The sequence below is a fragment of the Parablautia sp. Marseille-Q6255 genome (assembly GCF_951230155.1).
Lineage (GTDB): Bacteria > Bacillota > Clostridia > Lachnospirales > Lachnospiraceae > Choladousia.
On sequence record NZ_CATNVD010000020.1, the window covers coordinates 65,633 to 86,394 of the forward strand.

The 20,762-nt window shown below is 44.7% G+C and carries 16 protein-coding genes; 13 read left to right on the forward strand and 3 right to left on the reverse strand.

Going from position 1 to position 20,762, the window contains the following annotated elements:
* Nucleotides 1–8: 8 nt before the first annotated feature.
* The 4 genes from fusA to QOX44_RS15385 all read left to right on the forward strand — a co-directional run bounded on the left by fusA (nt 9) and on the right by QOX44_RS15385 (nt 5,453).
* Entirely contained in the window at nt 9–2,126 is a 2,118-nt protein-coding gene (fusA, locus tag QOX44_RS15370) for an elongation factor G (protein WP_283684384.1), read from the forward strand.
* A 194-nt stretch (nt 2,127–2,320) separates the two neighbouring features.
* Nucleotides 2,321–3,514 (forward strand): elongation factor Tu, encoded by a 1,194-nt coding sequence (gene tuf / locus QOX44_RS15375; RefSeq protein WP_283684386.1) that lies wholly within the window; start codon nt 2,321–2,323, stop codon nt 3,512–3,514.
* A gap of 834 nt (nt 3,515–4,348) precedes the next feature.
* A complete protein-coding gene (locus tag QOX44_RS15380) occupies nt 4,349–5,107 on the forward strand; it encodes a DNA adenine methylase (RefSeq protein WP_283684389.1) in 759 nt (252 codons plus the stop codon).
* A 73-nt stretch (nt 5,108–5,180) separates the two neighbouring features.
* Entirely contained in the window at nt 5,181–5,453 is a 273-nt protein-coding gene (locus QOX44_RS15385; RefSeq protein WP_055057038.1) for a helix-turn-helix domain-containing protein, read from the forward strand.
* Between the two features lie 62 nt (nt 5,454–5,515).
* On the opposite strand, the gene QOX44_RS15390 is transcribed toward QOX44_RS15385, so the two are convergent.
* Together QOX44_RS15390 and QOX44_RS15395 are read right to left on the reverse strand one after the other, a co-directional pair.
* Nucleotides 5,516–5,977: an IS3 family transposase gene (locus tag QOX44_RS15390; RefSeq protein ID WP_283684391.1), complete on the reverse strand. Its 462-nt coding sequence runs from the start codon at nt 5,975–5,977 to the stop codon at nt 5,516–5,518.
* The gene (locus QOX44_RS15395; RefSeq protein ID WP_283684392.1) at nt 5,974–6,258 is read right to left on the reverse strand and encodes a transposase; all 285 of its coding nucleotides are present in this window, start codon (nt 6,256–6,258) and stop codon (nt 5,974–5,976) included. Before QOX44_RS15395 ends, QOX44_RS15390 begins: the two co-directional genes overlap by 4 nt.
* A 173-nt stretch (nt 6,259–6,431) precedes the next feature.
* On the opposite strand from QOX44_RS15395, the gene QOX44_RS15400 reads away from it, so the two are divergent.
* On the forward strand, nt 6,432–7,154 hold the full coding sequence (locus tag QOX44_RS15400; RefSeq protein ID WP_331488433.1) for a TRM11 family SAM-dependent methyltransferase: 723 nt from the start codon (nt 6,432–6,434) through the stop codon (nt 7,152–7,154).
* A 57-nt stretch (nt 7,155–7,211) separates the two neighbouring features.
* Here QOX44_RS15400 and QOX44_RS15405 read toward each other — a convergent pair whose 3' ends face one another.
* Complete coding sequence (locus QOX44_RS15405; protein ID WP_283684393.1) at nt 7,212–8,075, reverse strand: DNA adenine methylase; 864 nt, start codon at nt 8,073–8,075, stop codon at nt 7,212–7,214.
* A gap of 85 nt (nt 8,076–8,160) precedes the next feature.
* Between QOX44_RS15405 and QOX44_RS15410 the strand changes: the two genes are divergently transcribed.
* The 8 genes from QOX44_RS15410 (at nt 8,161) to QOX44_RS15445 (ending at nt 20,713) form a co-directional block, all read left to right on the forward strand.
* Nucleotides 8,161–8,394, forward strand: coding sequence for a helix-turn-helix domain-containing protein (locus QOX44_RS15410; RefSeq protein ID WP_283684394.1), 234 nt, complete (start codon nt 8,161–8,163; stop codon nt 8,392–8,394).
* On the forward strand, nt 8,381–9,184 hold the full coding sequence (locus QOX44_RS15415) for a DUF7687 domain-containing protein (RefSeq protein ID WP_283684396.1): 804 nt from the start codon (nt 8,381–8,383) through the stop codon (nt 9,182–9,184). The genes QOX44_RS15410 and QOX44_RS15415 overlap by 14 nt, the downstream gene beginning before the upstream one ends.
* 79 nt (nt 9,185–9,263) lie before the next feature.
* Nucleotides 9,264–10,067 carry an endonuclease/exonuclease/phosphatase gene (locus QOX44_RS15420; RefSeq protein WP_283684397.1) on the forward strand — a complete coding sequence of 268 codons (804 nt, stop codon included), beginning with the start codon at nt 9,264–9,266 and terminating at the stop codon, nt 10,065–10,067.
* On the forward strand, nt 10,064–10,630 hold the full coding sequence (locus QOX44_RS15425; protein WP_283684398.1) for a hypothetical protein: 567 nt from the start codon (nt 10,064–10,066) through the stop codon (nt 10,628–10,630). Before QOX44_RS15420 ends, QOX44_RS15425 begins: the two co-directional genes overlap by 4 nt.
* Before the next feature lie 536 nt (nt 10,631–11,166).
* Nucleotides 11,167–13,857 carry a Spy0128 family protein gene (locus QOX44_RS15430; RefSeq protein WP_283684399.1) on the forward strand — a complete coding sequence of 897 codons (2,691 nt, stop codon included), beginning with the start codon at nt 11,167–11,169 and terminating at the stop codon, nt 13,855–13,857.
* A gap of 161 nt (nt 13,858–14,018) precedes the next feature.
* Nucleotides 14,019–15,170: a ComEC/Rec2 family competence protein gene (locus tag QOX44_RS15435; protein WP_283684401.1), complete on the forward strand. Its 1,152-nt coding sequence runs from the start codon at nt 14,019–14,021 to the stop codon at nt 15,168–15,170.
* 160 nt (nt 15,171–15,330) lie between these two features.
* Nucleotides 15,331–19,758, forward strand: coding sequence for a leucine-rich repeat protein (locus QOX44_RS15440; protein ID WP_283684403.1), 4,428 nt, complete (start codon nt 15,331–15,333; stop codon nt 19,756–19,758).
* Nucleotides 19,759–19,843: 85 nt separating this feature from the next.
* The gene (locus tag QOX44_RS15445; protein ID WP_283684405.1) at nt 19,844–20,713 is read left to right on the forward strand and encodes a phosphoribosylaminoimidazolesuccinocarboxamide synthase; all 870 of its coding nucleotides are present in this window, start codon (nt 19,844–19,846) and stop codon (nt 20,711–20,713) included.
* The last annotated feature ends 49 nt before the right edge of the window (nt 20,714–20,762 follow it).

The window sequence follows — 20,762 nt, forward strand, 5'->3', positions numbered from 1 at the left end:
AAAAAATTTTGGCTGGAAGAGAATATCCATTAGAGAGAACCAGAAACATTGGTATCATGGCTCATATCGATGCCGGAAAGACTACGACAACAGAGCGTATTCTTTACTATACTGGTGTCAACTATAAGATTGGTGATACGCATGAAGGTACTGCTACCATGGACTGGATGGAGCAGGAGCAGGAGCGTGGTATCACGATCACATCAGCCGCTACGACATGTCACTGGACACTGCAGGAAAACTGCAAGCCGAAGCCAGGCGCACTGGAGCACCGTATCAATATCATTGACACACCGGGTCACGTTGACTTCACAGTTGAGGTAGAGCGTTCCCTGCGCGTGCTGGATGGTGCGGTAGGTGTATTCTGTGCTAAGGGTGGTGTAGAGCCGCAGTCCGAGAACGTATGGCGTCAGGCTGATACCTACAATGTACCGCGTATGGCATTCATCAACAAGATGGACATCCTCGGTGCAAACTTCTACGGAGCTGTAGATCAGATCCGTGACAGACTGGGCAAGAATGCAATCTGCATTCAGCTGCCGATCGGAAAGGAAGATGAGTTCAAGGGAATCATCGACCTGTTCGAGATGAAAGCATATATTTATAATGATGATAAGGGTGACGATATTTCTATCGTAGACATCCCGGAAGATATGCAGGATGATGCAGAACTGTATCGTACAGAGCTGGTAGAGAAGATCTGCGAGCTGGATGACGATCTGATGATGCAGTATCTGGAGGGCGAGGAGCCGTCCGTAGAGGACCTGAAGAAGGTTCTGCGCAAGGCAACATGTGAGTGCCAGGCTGTTCCGGTATGCTGTGGTACAGCTTACAGAAACAAGGGCGTTCAGAAGCTCCTGGATGCGATCATCGAGTTCATGCCGTCACCGCTTGACGTTCCGGCTATCAAGGGTACAGACCTTGACGGAAACGAAGTAGAGAGACATTCTTCTGATGAAGAGCCGTTCGCAGCTCTTGCATTCAAGATCATGGCTGACCCGTTTGTAGGAAAGCTTGCTTTCTTCCGTGTATATTCAGGAACAATGAACTCCGGTTCTTACGTTCTGAACTCTACAAAGGGCAAGAAGGAGCGTGTAGGCCGTATCCTTCAGATGCATGCAAATAAGAGAGCAGAGCTTGATAAAGTATACTCAGGTGATATCGCTGCAGCTGTAGGCTTCAAGCTTACAGGTACAGGTGATACGATCTGTGATGAGCAGCATCCGGTAATCCTTGAGTCCATGGAGTTCCCGGAGCCGGTTATCGAGCTTGCTATCGAGCCGAAGACAAAGGCCGGACAGGGCAAGATGGGTGAGGCTCTTGCGAAGCTTGCAGAGGAGGACCCGACTTTCCGTGCTCATACAGACCATGAGACAGGACAGACGATCATCGCAGGTATGGGTGAGCTGCATCTGGAGATCATCGTTGACCGTCTTCTGCGTGAGTTCAAGGTAGAGGCAAATGTAGGTGCTCCGCAGGTAGCTTACAAGGAGACATTTACAAAAGAAGTTACTGTTGACAGCAAGTACGCAAAGCAGTCCGGTGGACGTGGTCAGTACGGTCACTGTAAGGTTATCTTCACACCGATGGATCCGAACGGCGAAGAGACATTCAAGTTCGAGTCTACGGTTGTCGGAGGAGCTATTCCGAAGGAGTATATCCCGGCAGTAGGCGCAGGTATCGAAGAGGCAGCTAAGGCTGGTATCCTTGGAGGTTTCCCGGTACTCGGTGTTCACGCAAATGTATACGATGGTTCTTACCATGAGGTCGACTCCAGTGAGATGGCATTCCACATTGCAGGTTCTCTTGCATTCAAGGATGCGATGAAGAAGGGTGACGCAATCCTTCTTGAGCCGATCATGAAGGTAGAGGTAACTATGCCGGAAGAATACATGGGCGATGTTATCGGTGACATTAACTCCCGTCGTGGACGTATCGAGGGTATGGACGACCTCGGCGGCGGAAAGATCGTAAGAGGTTTTGTTCCGCTTGCAGAGATGTTCGGTTACTCCACAGACCTTCGTTCCAAGACACAGGGACGCGGTAACTACTCTATGTTCTTTGAACGCTATGAGCCAGTTCCGAAGTCTGTACAGGAGAAGATCCTGAGTGCAAAAGCAAAATAAATCTTGTTTGGAAGGCCCTGTTGCCATGCTGCGGACAAACGTCTGTGGCGGGCCGCAGCGCTGGAAAATATATATACGCAAGTGAAAAAGAGCTAAAAAATAGCTTGAAAATCCGGCTGTTTTGAAATATAATCAAATCTAGCTGGTATTTCATCCATAATGCGAAAAGCAATTTATTAAGGAGGACATTCAAAATGGCAAAGGCTAAATTTGAAAGATCAAAACCGCATTGTAACATTGGTACTATCGGACACGTTGACCATGGTAAAACAACTCTGACAGCAGCTATCACAAAGACTCTTGCAGCAAGAGTTGCTGGTAACGTAGCTACAGATTTCGAGAATATCGATAAAGCTCCGGAAGAGAGAGAGCGTGGTATCACGATTTCTACATCTCACGTTGAGTACGAGACAGAGAAGAGACATTACGCACACGTTGACTGCCCAGGTCATGCTGACTACGTTAAGAACATGATCACAGGTGCAGCTCAGATGGACGGCGCTATCCTCGTAGTAGCTGCTACAGATGGTGTTATGGCTCAGACAAAGGAGCACATCCTTCTGTCCCGTCAGGTAGGTGTACCGTACATCGTAGTATTCATGAACAAGTGCGATATGGTAGATGACGAAGAGCTTCTTGAGCTGGTTGACATGGAGATCCGTGAGCTGCTCAACGAGTACGAGTTCCCGGGAGATGACACACCGATCATCCAGGGTTCTGCTCTTATGGCTCTGGAAGATCCGAACGGCCAGTGGGGCGACAAGATCATGGAGCTGATGGACGCAGTTGACAGCTGGATTCCGGATCCGCAGCGTGCAACAGATCAGCCGTTCCTTATGCCGGTTGAGGACGTATTCACAATCACAGGTCGTGGTACAGTTGCTACAGGCCGTGTAGAGCGTGGTGTTCTTCATGTAAATGAGGAAGTTGAGATCGTTGGTATCAAAGAGGAAACTCAGAAGACAACAGTAACAGGTATCGAGATGTTCCGTAAGCTTCTTGATGAGGCTCAGGCTGGTGACAACATCGGTGCTCTTCTTCGTGGTATCAAGAGAACAGATATCGAAAGAGGACAGGTTATCTGTAAGCCGGGTTCCATTAAGTGCCATACAAAATTCACAGCTCAGGTTTACGTTCTGACAAAAGACGAGGGTGGCCGTCATACACCGTTCTTCAACAACTACCGTCCGCAGTTCTACTTCAGAACAACAGACGTAACAGGTGTTATCAACCTTCCGGCTGGTACAGAGATGTGCATGCCTGGCGATAACGTAGAGATGACAATCGAGCTGATCCATCCGATCGCTATGGAGCAGGGTCTTACATTCGCTATCCGTGAGGGTGGTAGAACAGTAGGTTCAGGCCGTGTTGCTTCCATCATCGAGTAAGATCTGATTAGCAGATAAAATTATATAAAATAGTTATCGTAAGATAACATTGAGTCCAAGCGTAAGATTGCCCGTAGAACTTCGGTTCTGCGGGTTTTTCTGTTGTGTGGAAACATGTAAAAGAGTGGGAAATAATAACGAACGGTATAGAAAAACGGTTGCCGGGAAAGTATCCTGACAACCGCTTGTGATAACAGAATGATAACAAAATTTCCAAATTATATTAAACCTAATAAAGAACTATTATGAATTAAGGCGCTAGGATTATATTTTTCTATAAGGGAATTTACGATTAAACGATATCCAGCACTTATTTTTGGGCTTAGAGTAATTTCCATTTCGGAAAAAGCAACATCGTCTAGTTGCAAATCATAAAACGGGAATGGTTGTTTTTCAAGTCCATGTAAAATCCTATTTGCCATTATTTGGACAGACGTTGGAAGTATATTAGGACTTTGATTAATATTTACAGGATAAAATTGTAAAATATATCTCCATTGATTTTTATAACGCCAAACTCCACTGGCCCGTCATTCTCGCTGTCTGGCTGAGATGTTATCACCATTGGAAGCCATACTGTTTTTTTAGGGGTTACATCATGTAATTGCGCAATAGCTATGTATACTCCTTTATTGTTTGTGACATCGGCGCTTGTAGCGTATAAGGATAAGTTTAAAAAGAGTTTTTCATTCTGTTTGTAGCAATAGGTACTTCCAATTCCAAGCGGAGTGACTTTGTTGTAGCTAATTTCTACGTTTATCTTCGTGTTTTGTAAAGATAATTCTTTCTATAAATAATGCCCTACATTATATTATTATGAAAGAAGGAATGATTATGAATAGTTTTATGAGTTGGATTGGTGGAAAAAAAGCACTTAGGAAGCCGATTGTGGAGCAATTCCCTGAACCGGGGACATATAACCGATATATAGAGGTTTTTGGTGGAGCCGGGTGGGTTCTCTTTTCTTCTGACAGTCATGCCAAGATGGAAGTCTACAATGATGTCAATGGGAACCTTGTTAATCTGTTCCGCTGTATTAAGTACCACCCGGATGCTGTTCAGGAAGAATTGCGGTACATTCTCATATCAAGGGAACAGTTTTTTGATGCAAGAGAACAGATTGAAACTAGGGGAATGACTGATATTCAAAGGGCAGCAAGGTTCTTTATTCTGATTAAAGAGAGCTTTGGTACAGACCTCCGCTCATTCGGACTGCGTTCGCGGGATATGGAAAAGGCAAAAGAGTATCTAAGTGAAGTGTCCAAGAGACTGAATAAAGTAGTCATTGAAAACCTTGATTTTGAAAAAATTCTCAAAAATTATGACAGAACAGATGCGTTATTTTATCTTGACCCACCATATTATGAAACGGAGAAATATTATCCGGACAGGTTCATGCCAGAAGATCATGAGAGATTAAAAGCAGCATTAGATGGCATCAAGGGTAAGTTTGTTTTGTCATATAATGATTGTGGCTATATTAGGGAACTTTACGAAGACTATACAATCATTGAAGTGGATAGGTTGCACAATCTTGTGCAGAAAGAAGTAAAGCCCCGATACAGGGAGCTTATTATTAAAAATTTTGTGTAACGAAATACGATATAAAATATCAAAATAAATAATAATGCAACGGATTATGATAGTATCTATCAGGGGCATTATTATGGTTAGGATTTATTTATCAAAGCTTCTAGGTGAAAGACGCATGTCTCAAAGAGAGCTGTCAGAGCTGACCGGAATACGACCCAATACAATCAATGAATGGTATCATGAGATTGTGGTTAGTTTAAGGGTGGAACATATTGACCGGATATGCGAAGTGCTAGGATGTTCTGTGGATGAGCTGATAGAAGTGATACCGAACAGAAACCCGAAGACGGGGAAACACCTGATAGTTGAAGAACATGGAAACCGGAAGACAGGACGGGGGCAGTGACAAAAATCACGCCCCCTTTTCTGTTGGGAAAACGGGAAATATTTCCCGAAAGTTTTTGACAATTATTTTGAAAATCTTTGACAAAAGTTTTGGGCGGCTACAGTTGGGATGTACGTAATATCGCTGACCATTTTCTGCCCGGGTTTGTCTGCCGTAAAATTCCGGTTCAGGATATTTTCCACCACCGGAAGGTTATGACCGGAATTTGTTGTCGCTTTATATTTTCTGTGACTTTTTGACCGTATACCATTTTCACGCATGATGCGCTCTATACGCTTGTGGTTGATCGGTTTTTCTGATTTCCGGTTTATTTCATGGGTTATCTTTCTGATGCCATAAGTACCTCGTGACTCCTCATGGATTCGGATGATCTCTTTCAGTAATGATTCATTCTCTGCATATCGTCGGTTTTTGGAACGCTTCCGCCACGCATAATAACCGCTTTTTGAAACCTGAAGCCACTGCGCCATCTTCGCGATCCGATATTGGGAGCGGTGCTGCTCCATATAAAGGTAACGGATCACTTCAGGTTCTTTGCAAAGAAGGCGCTTGCTTTTTTTAAGAATTCATTTTCTTCTTCCAAATCTTTGATCCGCTTTTTTAGTGCCCGCAGTTCAGCATCTTCCTGATGGAGATTGCCGCTGCTGACAAAAGGCTGTGCCGGATGTTCTTTAAAACGGGACATCCATGTATATAGGGTATTTACATTGATTCCGAGTTCTCTTGCTACCTGTGCTACCGGCATCCCCGACTGTACACGTTTACATGCCTCTTCCTTGAATTCGATACTGTACGTCTGTGCCATAATTCATCCTCCTGACTTTCTGGATAGATTATACCACTCGTTCTATGTGTCTATCAAATGGGGGATAAGGCAGTTCAAATGTTTATTGATATTTAATATTTGAATGGAGATTTTTTATAGACAAATAAATACTATAGAAGTATAATGAGCAGAAAAAGAAGGGAGCGATTATTATAAGAGAAACACCAGACAGATTCAAATTAGAAGATACAACAATATGGTCTTTTCCTGAAAGGGGAAATTGGGCTACACATTCAGGAAAATACAGAGGAAACTGGTCTCCGTATATTCCTAGAAATATTATTTTAAGGTATTCAAAGAAAAAAGATTGGATACTTGATCAATTCTTAGGCAGTGGCACAACGTTAATTGAAGCAAAGTTATTAGGACGAAATGCAATTGGCGTTGATATAAATTCTGAGGCTGTCAAATTATCTAACACAAATCTAAATTTTACTTGTCAAGAAAATTCAAAAATATTCACCAAACAAGGAAATGCAAACAATTTATCATTTATAAAAGACGAAAGTATAGATCTTATCTGTACCCACCCACCATATGCTGACATTATACGGTATAGTAAAGAAATACCAGGAGATATTTCCCATCTAAAATACGAGGATTTTTTGAAGGAACTGGAACAGGTTACAAAAGAATCATATAGGATACTAAAAAAGCAAGGAATATGTGCATTTATGATTGGAGATATACGGAAGAAAGGCTATGTGCTACCACTGGGCATGAATTCTATGCAGAAATTCGTTGATGTAGGATTTAAACTTAAAGAAATTATTATAAAAGAGCAACATAATTGCAAGGCCACAGAATATTGGGATAATATAGAGAAAACATTTTTAATGTTGGCACATGAATATATATTCGTGTTGGAAAAATAGAAATATTCACAAAGAAGATACGGGACGAGTGTCGGGGATCTCCTTTGTGAAAAATATTTACCAAGTAAGAAGCAATTTATCATGAACGACTTCATTTTGCATAGTTTGACCAGCGTTTTGCAATCGATCAATCATAGAGGTACCACAGTTGACAAAAATTTCTCTTTCGAATAACCCTACAGGTGGAGTGACAGAAATATCTTTTCTATTGGACTCCCGTGTGCCATTGATTGATAACATTACATAAACACCTCTAGCTTTGCATTCAGCTATTTTGTTAAATAATGTTTCTATATTGAAAGTTTGAGCACCATAAATGATGCTTTGACTATGAGTATATGGCGGATCACAATAAACTACATCACCAGGTTGTGCGTTATCCATGCATTCTTCAAATGACATAGTTAAAAAAGTCGAATCTTTTATAAGATCATGCCATAAATCTACTCTTTTTGAAAATGTTTCTGGCTTGATAGGATTATGTGGACCTTTTGGAGTAGACATATATCCATCAGCTTTCCGGAAACGGATTATTCCGGAATAGCATGTGCGTGATAAAAGACAGAAATCAAGAGCATTATGATTGCTATTAAATCTATCTTTAATTTCATTGTATTTGCCATCAGGATCTTTGTAATAATCTTCAATTTCCTTTGAATAGTAATTCTTTATTTGCTGTGGATCATATTTGACGATATTAAAAATATCAATTAAAAAAGGTAAGATATCACTGGCATATGAATGAGCAAATATAGGGGTGTTGGTTGTGCTGCTTCGGTATAGTAATTGTGCCATTACAGCACCGCTTCCCAAAAAGGGTTCATAGTAGTTATTAAATTGTTCGGGCATATATGAAATAATGGTTTCGGCAAAGCGTTGCTTATTTCCGATCCACTTTAATAATGCTGGTATTTTAGACATTGCGCAAACCTCACGTGTAACTTATAGTCTGTAGACTCAAAGTCTACAGTGCTATTATAATTTAACTAATTGGAGGTGTCAAGCAATGCAGGAAGAAATACGTGTCGCTTATGGAAAAGCAGTAAGAGCAATACGACAAGATAAGAAAATATCACAAGAAGAGTTAGGCGATTTATGTGGATTACACAGGACATATATAAGTGACATAGAACTTGGTAAACGTAATGTTTCTTTGGAAAATATAGATAAAATTGCGCATGCATTGCAAGTGAAAAAATCAGAATTATTTATTGAGGTGGAGCAATATGAAAGCATTTAAGGAATTTAGAAGAGAAGATAAATCGTTTTGGTTTTTTATACGATTTATTAGCGAAAAATTGGGGTATTCTAGAAAAGGAATCGTTTTAACTTATACAGTAGAGCAAATAGAAAGACTGTGTGAAAATGAGAATATTGAAGTTTCACCGGATAGAATCAATAAAGCTGTCTTATATTGTAATATGAGAGCGGATTTGTTAAATAATACGATTGAGAAAAATTTGATGGATGTTGATGAGGCTAAACAGATATTTGAAGAAATGAGAAATAGTGGAAAATATAAATGTAAGCTGATTATGAACAAACAACGTAAAGAGATCAAAAAAGTAAATTATTTTACCGCAATTATCACCATGATAGCAGAAGAAATGCTTGGTGGAGATGAGGAATTTAATCCAGATCCGAGAGGACTTGTGTATCTGTTAAATAATAGAAAGATCATTGGAGCATCTTCAAGAAGGTTTGATGGAGCATATCCTTCAATTTATAATCCTAAGATAGTGTGGGAAATAAAAGAGTATTATTATTCAAAGTCGTTTGGAAGTAGAGTTGCAGATGCAGTGTATGAAGCAGAACTTGATGGATATGAATTTAACGAAATATACGATAGAACCGGACAGCAAGTATACCATGTGATGTTTATTGACAGCCATTATACTTTCTGGGGACAAGGAAAATCCTATTTGTGTAGATTTATTGATACGCTTAATATGGGACTTATAAACGAGCTGATTGTAGGGAAAGAAGTTCTGACAAGATGGAGAGAGGTTCTTGCAGAGTTTATAAAATAAATTTGTTTATGATATCAGAAAAGACAAAGAGAGTATAATTTACAAAGGATAAATTATTATGTAGAATTGGAGAAGAAACGTGAGAATCCTATTCTGGAATACAAATAGAAATAAAATAAATCAATATATTGCTGACTTAGTCCGGGATTATAATATTGATGTATTGATCATGGCAGAATATGAGGATGAGAGAGATGAATTAGAAAGTTTATTGCAATCATATAATAAGCCGTTAGTAGAATACAATACATTAGGATGCAATCGAATATCATTTTGGAGTAATTATGCTGATGTTGAGCCAGGAATACAGGATACATATTATTCTATACAAATTATAAGAAGAAAATGTATAGTGTGTTGTACACATCTATTTACAGATCTACATGGAGATAGGAGTGAGGAGCGACTGGCAATTATCCAACAGATTATGCAGGAAATAAAAAAACTTGAGGTAGAAATAAATTCAAAAAAAACAATAATAATAGGTGATCTTAATGAGATGCCATATGGGAGAGGTTGCTTAAATGCAAATGGATTTCATGGATTACCTGCGTTAAAAATGGAGGACAGTGCAACAAGATCTGTTAATAATATAGAGTACAGAAAATTTTATAACCCCATGTGGAATTTATTGGGAGATTTTTCTTATCCACCCGGAACATATTATTTAAATCAAGCTAAACTGAATAGTCCTATGTGGTACATGTTAGATCAAGTAATTATAAGTCAAGAAATTATTCCGTATTTTAGAAAAGAAAGTTTGAAGATTATTACAACATGTGGCTCGGCGGATTTAATGGATAAAAGCATGCATCCAAATAAGGAAATAAGTGACCATTTTCCAATAATGTGTGAAATAGATGAGGAGGTAAATACTATATGAAAGAACAGGAATTTGTATTTGATTTAGTTGATAAATATCCACCAGAAATAGTGATAGGTAATTTATTGGAACAGATTGAAAGTGCTACGAGAGGGCATGTTTGTGGAAAAATTCAAGAATATGATGGTGCCATTACATCGTATACAAAACAAGTTGGAGGATTTGGCGCAGCATTAAGTGCATTTCAGAAAGGTACTGAAACAGTTCATGTTGACATTCAAGAAGATTTGGGTGAACAAGATTATGAAAATCATCGTTATGAAGTATTTTTGAGTGCCAAAGGGTTAGAACATTATAAGTATAGAATGATGTTTGTAGATTATGGAACAGTTTCATATCCAGTGACAATAGTCATGAATGAGGATCTAGCTGTTGAATATACTGGAAAAAGAATAACAAATTTTAGTGTTGAATCAATGAGAGAACTCGAGGACATGATGAATCGAATCTTAAGTTGTAAAACTATGTTAACACTCATTCAAAATTTAATAAATGAGTCTATAAGACAAGAAAATAAGAGTAGTTCATCGGAAACTATTGAAACAGTAGAGTCTGACGATTAGTGATAACACCATGATAACAAAATCTCCCCAAACCACACGGACACAGTGGAAAATCCGCATTTTCCTGCACAAAATGAACGGAAAATAACCATTTAGCCTCTGCAACACACCATTCTGATACCGTGAAGGTGGTAGAACAGTAGGTTCAGGCCGTGTTGCTTCCATCATCGAGTAAGCATTGATAATTAGAATAAAATATAGCGTTATCGCAAGATAACTTTGAGTCCAAGTGTAAGATTGCCCGTAGAACTTCGGTTCTGCGGGTTTTTCTGTTGTGTGGAAACAGCTGGATCTGGAAATAGAATATAGTATGGCATGGAGTTTGACAGGAGCAGTATGCAGTAGCTGGAAAATGAGAGTTAGAATGTAGTTTGAATTATATATATATTTTCAAAAATATATCAAATTTATTTGAAAAAATAAAACATAAGCGAATATTTGCTAAAATAAAGTTGCCAATTTCCCATTGATTCGATATAATTTCTTTAAGTATTCAAAACAGATCGTGAAAGTTGTGATACGAAAGGAGAGGCGAAATGGGAAAAGGCAGATTACGATGGAAAGGGGCAGGGATAACGGTTCTGGCAGCCGTTTTACTTTTGCACAGCAGCCCGCCCGGGGCGCTGCAGTATGCTTTTGCACAGGAGGAAGAGCAGGATTTGCTGGACCTGACCAGACAGGAGCTTCAGGCAGAGGAGAGCGATGCAGTGTATGCCCACCTGAAAATCGGCGACTGGCTGGATTATGGGGACTATGGGATCGAGCGTGCAGATATTCCCGGAACGGACTATTTTTTCTATATTACGACAGAGGATGATGCGGGCAACAGGATTAATGACAGCCAGCTCGCCTACTGTGTGCAGTCTTATTTTCTGACGCCGCTTCCGGGCGATCACAGCGCAGAGATGACGGACAATGTCTCATCTATAGGAGAAAAAGAGAATCTTCAGAAGATTTTTTATTATGGCTATGGCGGAGCAGGCTATGATGGAGAGGAATTTGAGGAGTTTCTCGCACAGACGGATAATGAGTATTATGAAAAAGTGTACTGCAGTCTTGGTGAAGCTGCCAGGGAGGAGCTGAGCTATATTCTGACGCACGGTGCAGCCAGCTATGCCTACTTTACAGACGGTACGCCGCTGCAGGACTATCTGAAGCTGCAGTTTGAGATCAGGTATGGGGACAGCTGGGAGGAAGAGCTGGAACGATTCAAGGAGCAGGAGCTTGAGCTGGCAGGGATAAAAGACGGCGATATCAATCTGCTGGGCGCCACATACGGGATGAATCCCGTGGGGATCGCTCTGTCAAAAGCATGGTATGAACGGCTGATCGGCAGGGACAGCCCGCAGCTTGGCGTTACGTGCGATGGAGATGTCTATACGTTTCAGGGAAATGCAGAGAATGAACAATTGTCTTTGACGTTTTCTGTTCCAGAGAACTTTGTGTGTGAGCTTGAGAGGACGGATGGGAGTACGGAACTTATCCTGGCCGGAGAAGAACTGAGCGTTTATCCGACAGAACGGTTTTCTTTTGCTTATACGGGAGAGACCGTTTCCAGGGATCGGGGCGGTGTTGTGGCAGTTGAGCCTGCTGTGACCGGAGTCCTCTCCGGAACAGAAGCGGAGGCGTGGAATCTCGTGCTGCTGCAGATGAGCAAGGGTACGGAAAAGACGATCAGCAAACGGCAGCAGGATATTGCAGCAGTATCTATGACAGATGCCGGCAGGCGGGAGCTTTCGTTTGCTGTCGGGACCAGGACGGGAGCTGTGACGGTGCAGATAAAGGATGACACGGGGGAGCCTGTGAAAGGAGCAGTGCTCGGCGTGTATTATGATGAGCAGTGCAGCGCTGCGGTCTGTCAGAATGGGGAACCGGTCACCCTGATGACAGATAACGGAGGAAATGCATATCTGGAATTTGTGATTAATCAGGAGATTGCTGAGAATGACGGAAAACTGTATATAAAAGAAGTATCAGCGCCTGCGGGGAATGTCTCTGATGATACGGTGTATGAGGTGAGGGCAGACGAGGATGTGAAGATTACCAGCGCGCGAAAGACGACATCTGTCAGAGGAACGGTAGAGATCGTACTGCCGGAGGAGATCGCCGCCCCGGAGGAGATAAACGCAGAATTAGAGCAAAACGGCGAAGTGATCGATTCTAAAACTCTCACGGCGGAAAAGGGATGGAGCTATGCATGGGATGACCTGCCAGAATACGACGAAGAAGAGGCTGCTCCGTATGAGTATACAGTAAATGCTCTGGTGCCGGATGGGTATGTGGCTGAGAAGGAAAATGGACAGATCACAGTGCATGCGGCAGAGCCGGCGGAGATTACGATCGAGGCGAACGTAAATCTGACCGGAAGGAAGCTAAAGGCAGGAGAGTTTTCCTTTGTATTGACACAGGTGACAGACCAGACCGGCGAGAGCGCTGTGCCGCAGGGGATGACAGATACGGCAGTCAATGAGGCAGATGGAACGGTCGTATTTGACGGGATTACGTGTCCGAAGCCGGGGATGTATTATTTTAAGGTCGCTCTGGCGCAGGAGGAAAACGATAATACCGCAGATGGCGGACAGGAGGAGCAGGAAAAGTTTTTTGTGGTACAGGCAGAAGTAAAAGCAGACCCGGATGACAGAGGCAGACTGACTGGTTATGTGACATACCCGGAGGGCAGACCGATATTTGAACAGACCTACGAGGCGTTAGGCAGTCTGGAGATTACGGGGATCCGTGTTGTTCTGGAAAATGGAGAGCTGGAGGAGGGGCTTTTTACCTTTGAGCTTCGTGATGAGGAGGGCGCTGTGCTCCAGACAGTGACAAACAATGCAGAAGGCGACGTACGGTTTGCTCCGCTTGTATACACGCAGGCAGATATCGGCGCAGAATATGTCTATACGGTATCGCTGGCGGACACAGGGCAGAAGGATATGACCGTTGATCCGAAGACGTATACGATCAGGGTAAATGTAGAGGACAGCGACAGCAGCGACGGGACACTTGGGATTACGCAGGATTTGGAGGAGCTTGTATTTTGGGGCTCTTACCTGCAGACGGACACAGAGCCTCTGTCAGAGACAGAGACAGAGGCGCAGGTACAGACAGATTCACAGACGCAGACAGCCCGGACGGATATAATATGGCTGCCTGTTGTGGCAGCCATCGCGGTGATCCTTATAGCAGGCGGATGGTTCATATGGAGAAAGAGGATGAAGCGTAAATAAAAACGCATCTGAGTGATCCAAAGGGAGATATAGAAAATCAGTGACGGACAGGTTGTCTTGTCACTGATTTTTTGCTGTTTCCCATAAGAGATGATTTGTGGTATGCTGTGTACGAATGTAAAAAATATTCATACAGATAAGGGGAACAGGAGATGTATTTTTTGCGATGTAAGAAAAGAAAAAAGAGCGGCTGGCAGTCCGTGCATACTGCTTTTTGGCTGGCATTCCTTCTTTGTGTGGGGACGCTGTGGCCGGGAGCGTTTGCAGAGGCAGCTTCGGATGTGCAGGAGACAACATGGCAGGAGGAAGCAGCACAGGGAGTGGAAAAGGACTCCTGTCTGAAGATGCATATTCTGGATGTCGGACAGGGGCTTTCCCTGCTGTTTGAATCGGACGGCAGGTATCTGCTCTACGATGGGGGCGACAGAGATTATTCCTCCAAGGTGGTCAGTTACCTGAAGGAGCAGGGCGTTCGGACACTGGATATGGTGGTCGCTTCCCACTATGATGCAGACCATTTAAACGGAGTAGTAGGTGCGCTGAATGTATTTGAGGTGCAGCAGGTGATGGCTCCGGATTATGAGACGGATACGAGAGTATATCAGTCATTCGTTAATATTCTTCAGGAAAAGGAGATCCCTGTTACGCGGCCGACTGTCGGAGAAACGTACGCACTTGGCAGTGCCGCAGTCACGGTGCTCTCTCCTGCCGGTGGAGATTATGCGGACGTCAATGATTATTCTGTAAGCCTGCGGATCACGTATGGGGATATATCGATTCTGGTGACGGGAGACGCGACGACACTTGCAGAGGAGGAAATGATAAGCAGTGGAGAGAATCTCGACAGCGATATTCTGGTAGCAGGGCATCACGGCAGTGAGAGCTCCAGCAGTGAAGCGTTTTTGCAGAGCGTATCGCCTTGTGTCGCCGTGATCAGCTGTGCGGCGAACAGCAGATATCATCACCCGTCCAGAGCAGTTATGGAGCGGCTTAAAGAAGCGGGAATTCCTGTCCTTCGCACAGACAGGCAGGGAGATATGGTAGTGTCTACGGATGGAGCACAGATCTTTTACTCCACTGATCCGTGCACCGATTATTCAGACGGAGAAAGCGGCGCACAGCAGGGCGAAGCTGCGGCAGAAGGCGGAGGAGAGAAGCGGACGTACGTGCTGAATCTGAATTCAGAAAAATTTCATGATCCATCCTGCAGCAGTGTAGCAAAGATAGCAGAGCATAATTATGAAGAAATATATGAATCACGGGAGGCGCTGATCGCTATGGGGTACAGTCCGTGCGGAAACTGCAGACCGTAGTGATGCAAAGAAAGGCGCAATATATTTTTATGTGTATGCCGCAGAATTCAAGGGTCAAATGATAGACATGCTGATAAGCGCATGTTAAAATAGAAAGAGTAGAGAGGGTTCGCCCGTTTGGAAAAACTCGGCGATTTTGTAATGTACAGGGAGGAAAATCATGAAGTTATTGGATTATCTGAAAATTTGTAAATCCAGTCCGCAAAAGGAGAAGGTCAAAAGAAAAGCCCTTTCCGTGCTGCTCTCGGCTACGGTACTGCTTGCCACAGGGCTGTCGGAAATGTCTGCGGGGACAGCACACGTATATGCGGCGGAAACGCTGTCGTCGGAAACAGAGACAGCAGCGCAGACGGAGCAGCCTCAGACAGAACCCAAGACAGAAACATTGCCGTCGGAGACAGAGACAGCAGCGCAGACGGAGCAGCCTCAGACAGAACCCAAAACAGAAATGTTGCCGTCGGAGACAGAGACGGCAGCACAGACGGAGCAGTCTGAGACAGAACCCAAAACAGAAACATTGCCGTCGGAGACTGAGACAGAACCCAAGACAGAAGCACTGCCGCCGGAGACTGAGACAGAACCTAAAACAGAAACACTGCCGTCAGAAACAGAGACAGCAGCGCAGACAGAGCAGTCGGAGTCTGTGTCAGAAGGAACATCACCGGAGAACGAATCTGAACCGGAGAGCGGATCTGAGCTACCGGAGGAAGAAACAGAGCTTTCGGCAGCAGTGCGTGAGTTTTTGGACTCAGTGAAAGCCCTGCCGGAGACGATTACGCAGGAAAATGCAGAAGAAGTGGAAAGACTTCTGGCAATTTGCGATGCTGCTTATCAGAAACTGACGAGGGAGGAGAAAGCTTTCCCGGAGGTAGTGGAGGCATTTGAGAAGGTACAGGAGCTGCTTGACATAGTGGCTTATAAAACAGAGTACGGTGAACAGGTAACGATTGACGGGATTACCTATAAGTTTGATTTTGATACCGATACCAGGACTGCGGCTTTAGATGATATCCTTGAGCCGGAGAAACAGACGGCAGTCAAAGTGCCGGAAAAGGTGACCTATCAGGGAGAAGAGTATACAGTCACGAAGAGCAAGCTGTCGTGGAGAAGCAGCAAGGGTTACCGCGACAATGTGACAGAGCTGATCCTGCCTGATACGATAACAGAAATCACCGGAAATTTCAGGCAGTTCAGGCAGTTAGAGTCTATTACGATACCGGGGAGCGTAAAGGCTTTCAAAGCGGACAATGCGTTTATGTATATGAATAAACTGAAGAAGATTATCTTCGGGGAAGGTGTGGAGGAAATTTCATCCGTCTATATGGTCGATAGCTGTACCAGCCTGACGACCATCCAGCTTCCAGACACCTTACGATTGATCGATAAACCGTCTGTATTTGCAGGTGCACCTGCGCTGACTCAGATCACTTTTCCGGAGGGGCTTCAGTTTGGCCAGAATGCGGTCAATATGTTCAAAGACTGTACAAGTCTGCAAAGCATTACGCTTCCTGCATCGGTCACGAAGATTCCTTCCAGCATGTTTAGCGGCTGTACTAATTTACAGAGTGTGCGGGCAAACGGAACGATCACGGAAGTCGGAAACTACGCGTTTTATGATTCAGACAACGATGCCGGATGCGAATTGCTGACAGAGATTCCTGATCTGAGTCAGGTGACCAGTATGGGCACATCAGCTTTTCGTAGCTGTAAGGGACTGAGAGATGTTTCTGTGAACCTTTCTTCTCTGACAGAGATCCCCGCTTATGCATTTACCTATACAAGTGCAAATATTACTGCATTCAGTGAGAACCTGCAGTCAATCGGTAAATGGGCGCTGATCTATTGCAGTATTGCAGGTAATTCGGATGACGGGATGACGTTCACCTTCCCGGAGACTTTGACCTTTATTGATACGTATGCCTTTTATGCCGGTAATCTGCCGGAAATGGTAGTTCTGCCGGATACCATAACGCAGGTTGCAGCAAATGCGTTTAGCGACGTATCAGGCATCAGGGAATTCTGGATCGGCAGCGGTGTGACAGTGATCAACGAGGGGGCCTTTGTGGCAGAGGGCATTCAAAAGATTACGGTAAATAACAGTAAGGACGCGCTGACTACTCCGGAAAACTTCCCTCAGGGAGTGGAGATTGAATATTTATTTGCTTCTATTGGCGAGGTAGGCGATACGATCTCGGACAGGGAGGGTGCGCCGACTTTGCAGGAGGCGGTCAATGACGCCGGCGAAGGCGAGACAATCACAATAGAAAAGGATGTAAAGCTTGCCGAAACACTGCATATTCTGAGTGGAAAGAATGTGACGATAACCTGTAAAGACACGTTCACAGTTTTAGGTGATTCGAAAGAGAAGATCAGGAATCTGATCGAGGTGGAGGCAGGGGCATCCGTAACGTTTGCCGGAAGCCTTGTTTTATCCGGCAGATATAACAGCAACAGTATCATTGCTGCAAAGGGACAGGTGACACTGACTGGAAATGCAGCCGTAAGCAACGGAAGAATTGCGAATGGCTATACCGGTATTATTGATATTAGCGGTGCAAACGCAGGATTTACAATGAACGGCGGCACAGTGGAAAAGAACTCTGTGAACGGTCAGGCATGCGGAACGATCCGGGTAAGTGAGGGAGCATCCGTGCAGATACAGGGCGGTGCGATCCAGAATAACAAAATAGCCAGAGAAAATAATTTTAATTCCTCAGCGGGTATCCTGCTTCTGGGAAGCAGCAAGGGCAGTATGTCCGGAGGGACGATTTCCGGGAACAGTTCTTATCGGGGCAGCGCGATCATGCTCTGCGGCAGTTCTAATGAAGGGCATGCAGCGTTTACTTTGTCTGGCGGTACGGTTTCTGGAAACCACTGGGCAAAGGAGGAAATAGGGTTAAGCGGCGCAGGAGCCGTGTATATAGAAGGTGATGCAAGTTTTCAGATGAATGGAGGCAGTATCACGGGAAACAGCGGCGAAGTCGGAGGAGGCGTAGCCGTGGCTGATTCGGGTATCTACAGCAGTCCGTACAATACAGAGTTTGTCATGACCGGCGGTGAGATTTCGGGCAACAGTGCGGTGAGCGCAGGAGGCGGTATTTATTCCTACTCAGACGGTGTTTCACTGATGGGGGGAAGCATTACGGGAAATAGCGCCGGAAAAATGGGCGGCGGTATCTACAGCGAGGGAAATACTACTGCGTACAGTACACTTTATATGGAGAATGCCTGCATTACCGGAAACTCGGCTGAGCAGGGCGGCGGTTTGTGGCTCTGTCCGACAGGAGATGCGAAGGTGCATGTGAAAAACGGTGGTATCATTCACGGAAATACGGCAGGCAGTGTCGGAGATGATGTGGTATCCGCACCGAGCAGTGGTGAGAATTATTCGCTGACACTGGCAGATCGCGTGCCAGGCGGCGGAAGAGTGCTGTGGTATACGGATGGCAGCGTGTATATGGGAAGTGGCGGAAGCCCGTATCCGTCAGTCGGAAGCGAACCACGTTACAACGAAAATTCACAGACCAATGAAGTGCACGGTCTGACGAAAGGGGCCGCGCTCAAGGCAATCATCGAAGGAGCGGCACTTGAACTGGCTGTGTCCCGGACCAGTCTTACGATCTCCGGGAATTCGGCGAAGTATGGCGGCGGTGTGGCTGCGAACGGCGGTGTGATCATCGGGGAGAATTCTGCTTCAATGGATATTCCGGTAGAGAAGCACTGGGAGCATGGCGAGAATCCGGAGGAATCCCGACCGGACGCGATTGCTGTTTCCCTGTACAATGAAGGCGGTGTTCTGCTGGAGACGATGACGCTGACTGCAGAGAATAACTGGAAAGGAGTCTTTGCAGGCCTGCCCGTCGGCACGTATACGATCGAAGAGGCGGAGGTACCCGGCTATACAACGGAGATAACCGGAAATTCAGAAAATGGTTTTGTTATCAAAAATACGTTTCAGCCCCTTCCAAAGGGAAGCCTGACGGTGACAAAGACCGTGGAAGGAAGCGGGGGCGATAAAAATGCGCTCTTCCACTTTACGGTAACGCTTGGTGATACGACCATTTCTGGCGAGTATGGCGAAATGATGTTTACAGGCGGTACAGCTACGTTTACCTTAAAACACGGCGAGACAAAAACAGCTGCCGGATTTCCGGCAGGAGTGACATATGAGGTCATGGAAGAGGAAGCAGACCAGAATGGTTATACGACATCTGCAACCGGGGCAAGCGGAACGATCACGGAAGAAGGCAGCATGGCGATATTCGTAAATACAAGGAATGAGTCAGAAACAGAAACGGAGCCGGGAACAGAAACTGAACCGGGAACGGAGCCGGGGACTGAGACGGAAACAGAGACAGAAACAGAGACTGAGACAGAAACAGAGACCGAGACAGAAAAAGAGTCAGAGACAGAAAAAGAGTCAGAATCGGCGGCTCCGACCAAGCCGGGGAATACCAATAAGTCAGCCAAGACAGGGGATGAGAGCAGACCGCTGCTGTGGCTTGCGCTGCTTGGGATTTCAGGGATTGCAGCTGGTATGCTTCTGGCGGCAAGGAGAAGCAGGCGTGCAAGCAGGCGCGGAAAATGACGGACTCTGTCTTGACAATCCACCTGTACTAGTGGTACGTTTATAGCGTAGAAAACATACTTATAAGAATGCGAGGAGCGATAGCATGCAGGAATTAAAACCGATCAAAGAGGGTAAGGTACGCGAGATTTATGACAACGGCGACAGCCTGATCATGGTTGCAACGGACAGGATCAGCTGCTTTGACGTGATTCTGAAAAATCAGGTCACAAAAAAAGGAGCTGTGCTGACGCAGATGTCAAAGTTCTGGTTTGATATGACGCAGGATATTTTGCCAAACCACATGATTTCTGTAGATGTAAATGATATGCCGGAGTTTTTCCGCCAGGAGAGATTTGACGGCAACAGTATGATGTGCCGCAAGCTGGAGATGATCCCGGTAGAATGTATCGTACGCGGATACATTACGGGAAGCGGCTGGGCAAGCTATAAGGAGACCGGCAAGGTATGCGGCATTGAGCTGCCGGAGGGGCTTAAAGAGTCTGACAAGCTGCCGGAGCCGATCTATACCCCTTCTACAAAGGCGGAGATCGGAGACCATGATGAAAATATTTCTTTTGAGCAGAGTATCACGCATCTGGAAAAGCATTTTCCGGGCAAGGGTCAGGAATATGCAGAGAAGATCCGCGACTATACGATCGCGCTGTATAAAAAGTGTGCAGCGTATGCGCTGGAGCGCGGCATCATCATTGCGGATACGAAGTTTGAGTTCGGTCTGGATGAGGAGGGCAATATCGTGATCGGCGATGAGATGCTGACACCGGACAGCTCCCGTTTCTGGCCGGCACAGGGGTATGAGCCGGGACATGGACAGCCGTCCTTTGACAAACAGTTTGCACGTGACTGGCTGAAGGAAAATCAGGGACATGACTGGACACTGCCGCAGGAGATCGTAGATAAGACGATCGATAAATACCTGCAGGCGTATGAAATGCTGACAGGGAAAGCTTTATAAGAAACGGCAGGGCATAAAATACAAAACACAGAAAACGCTGCGGAGCAGA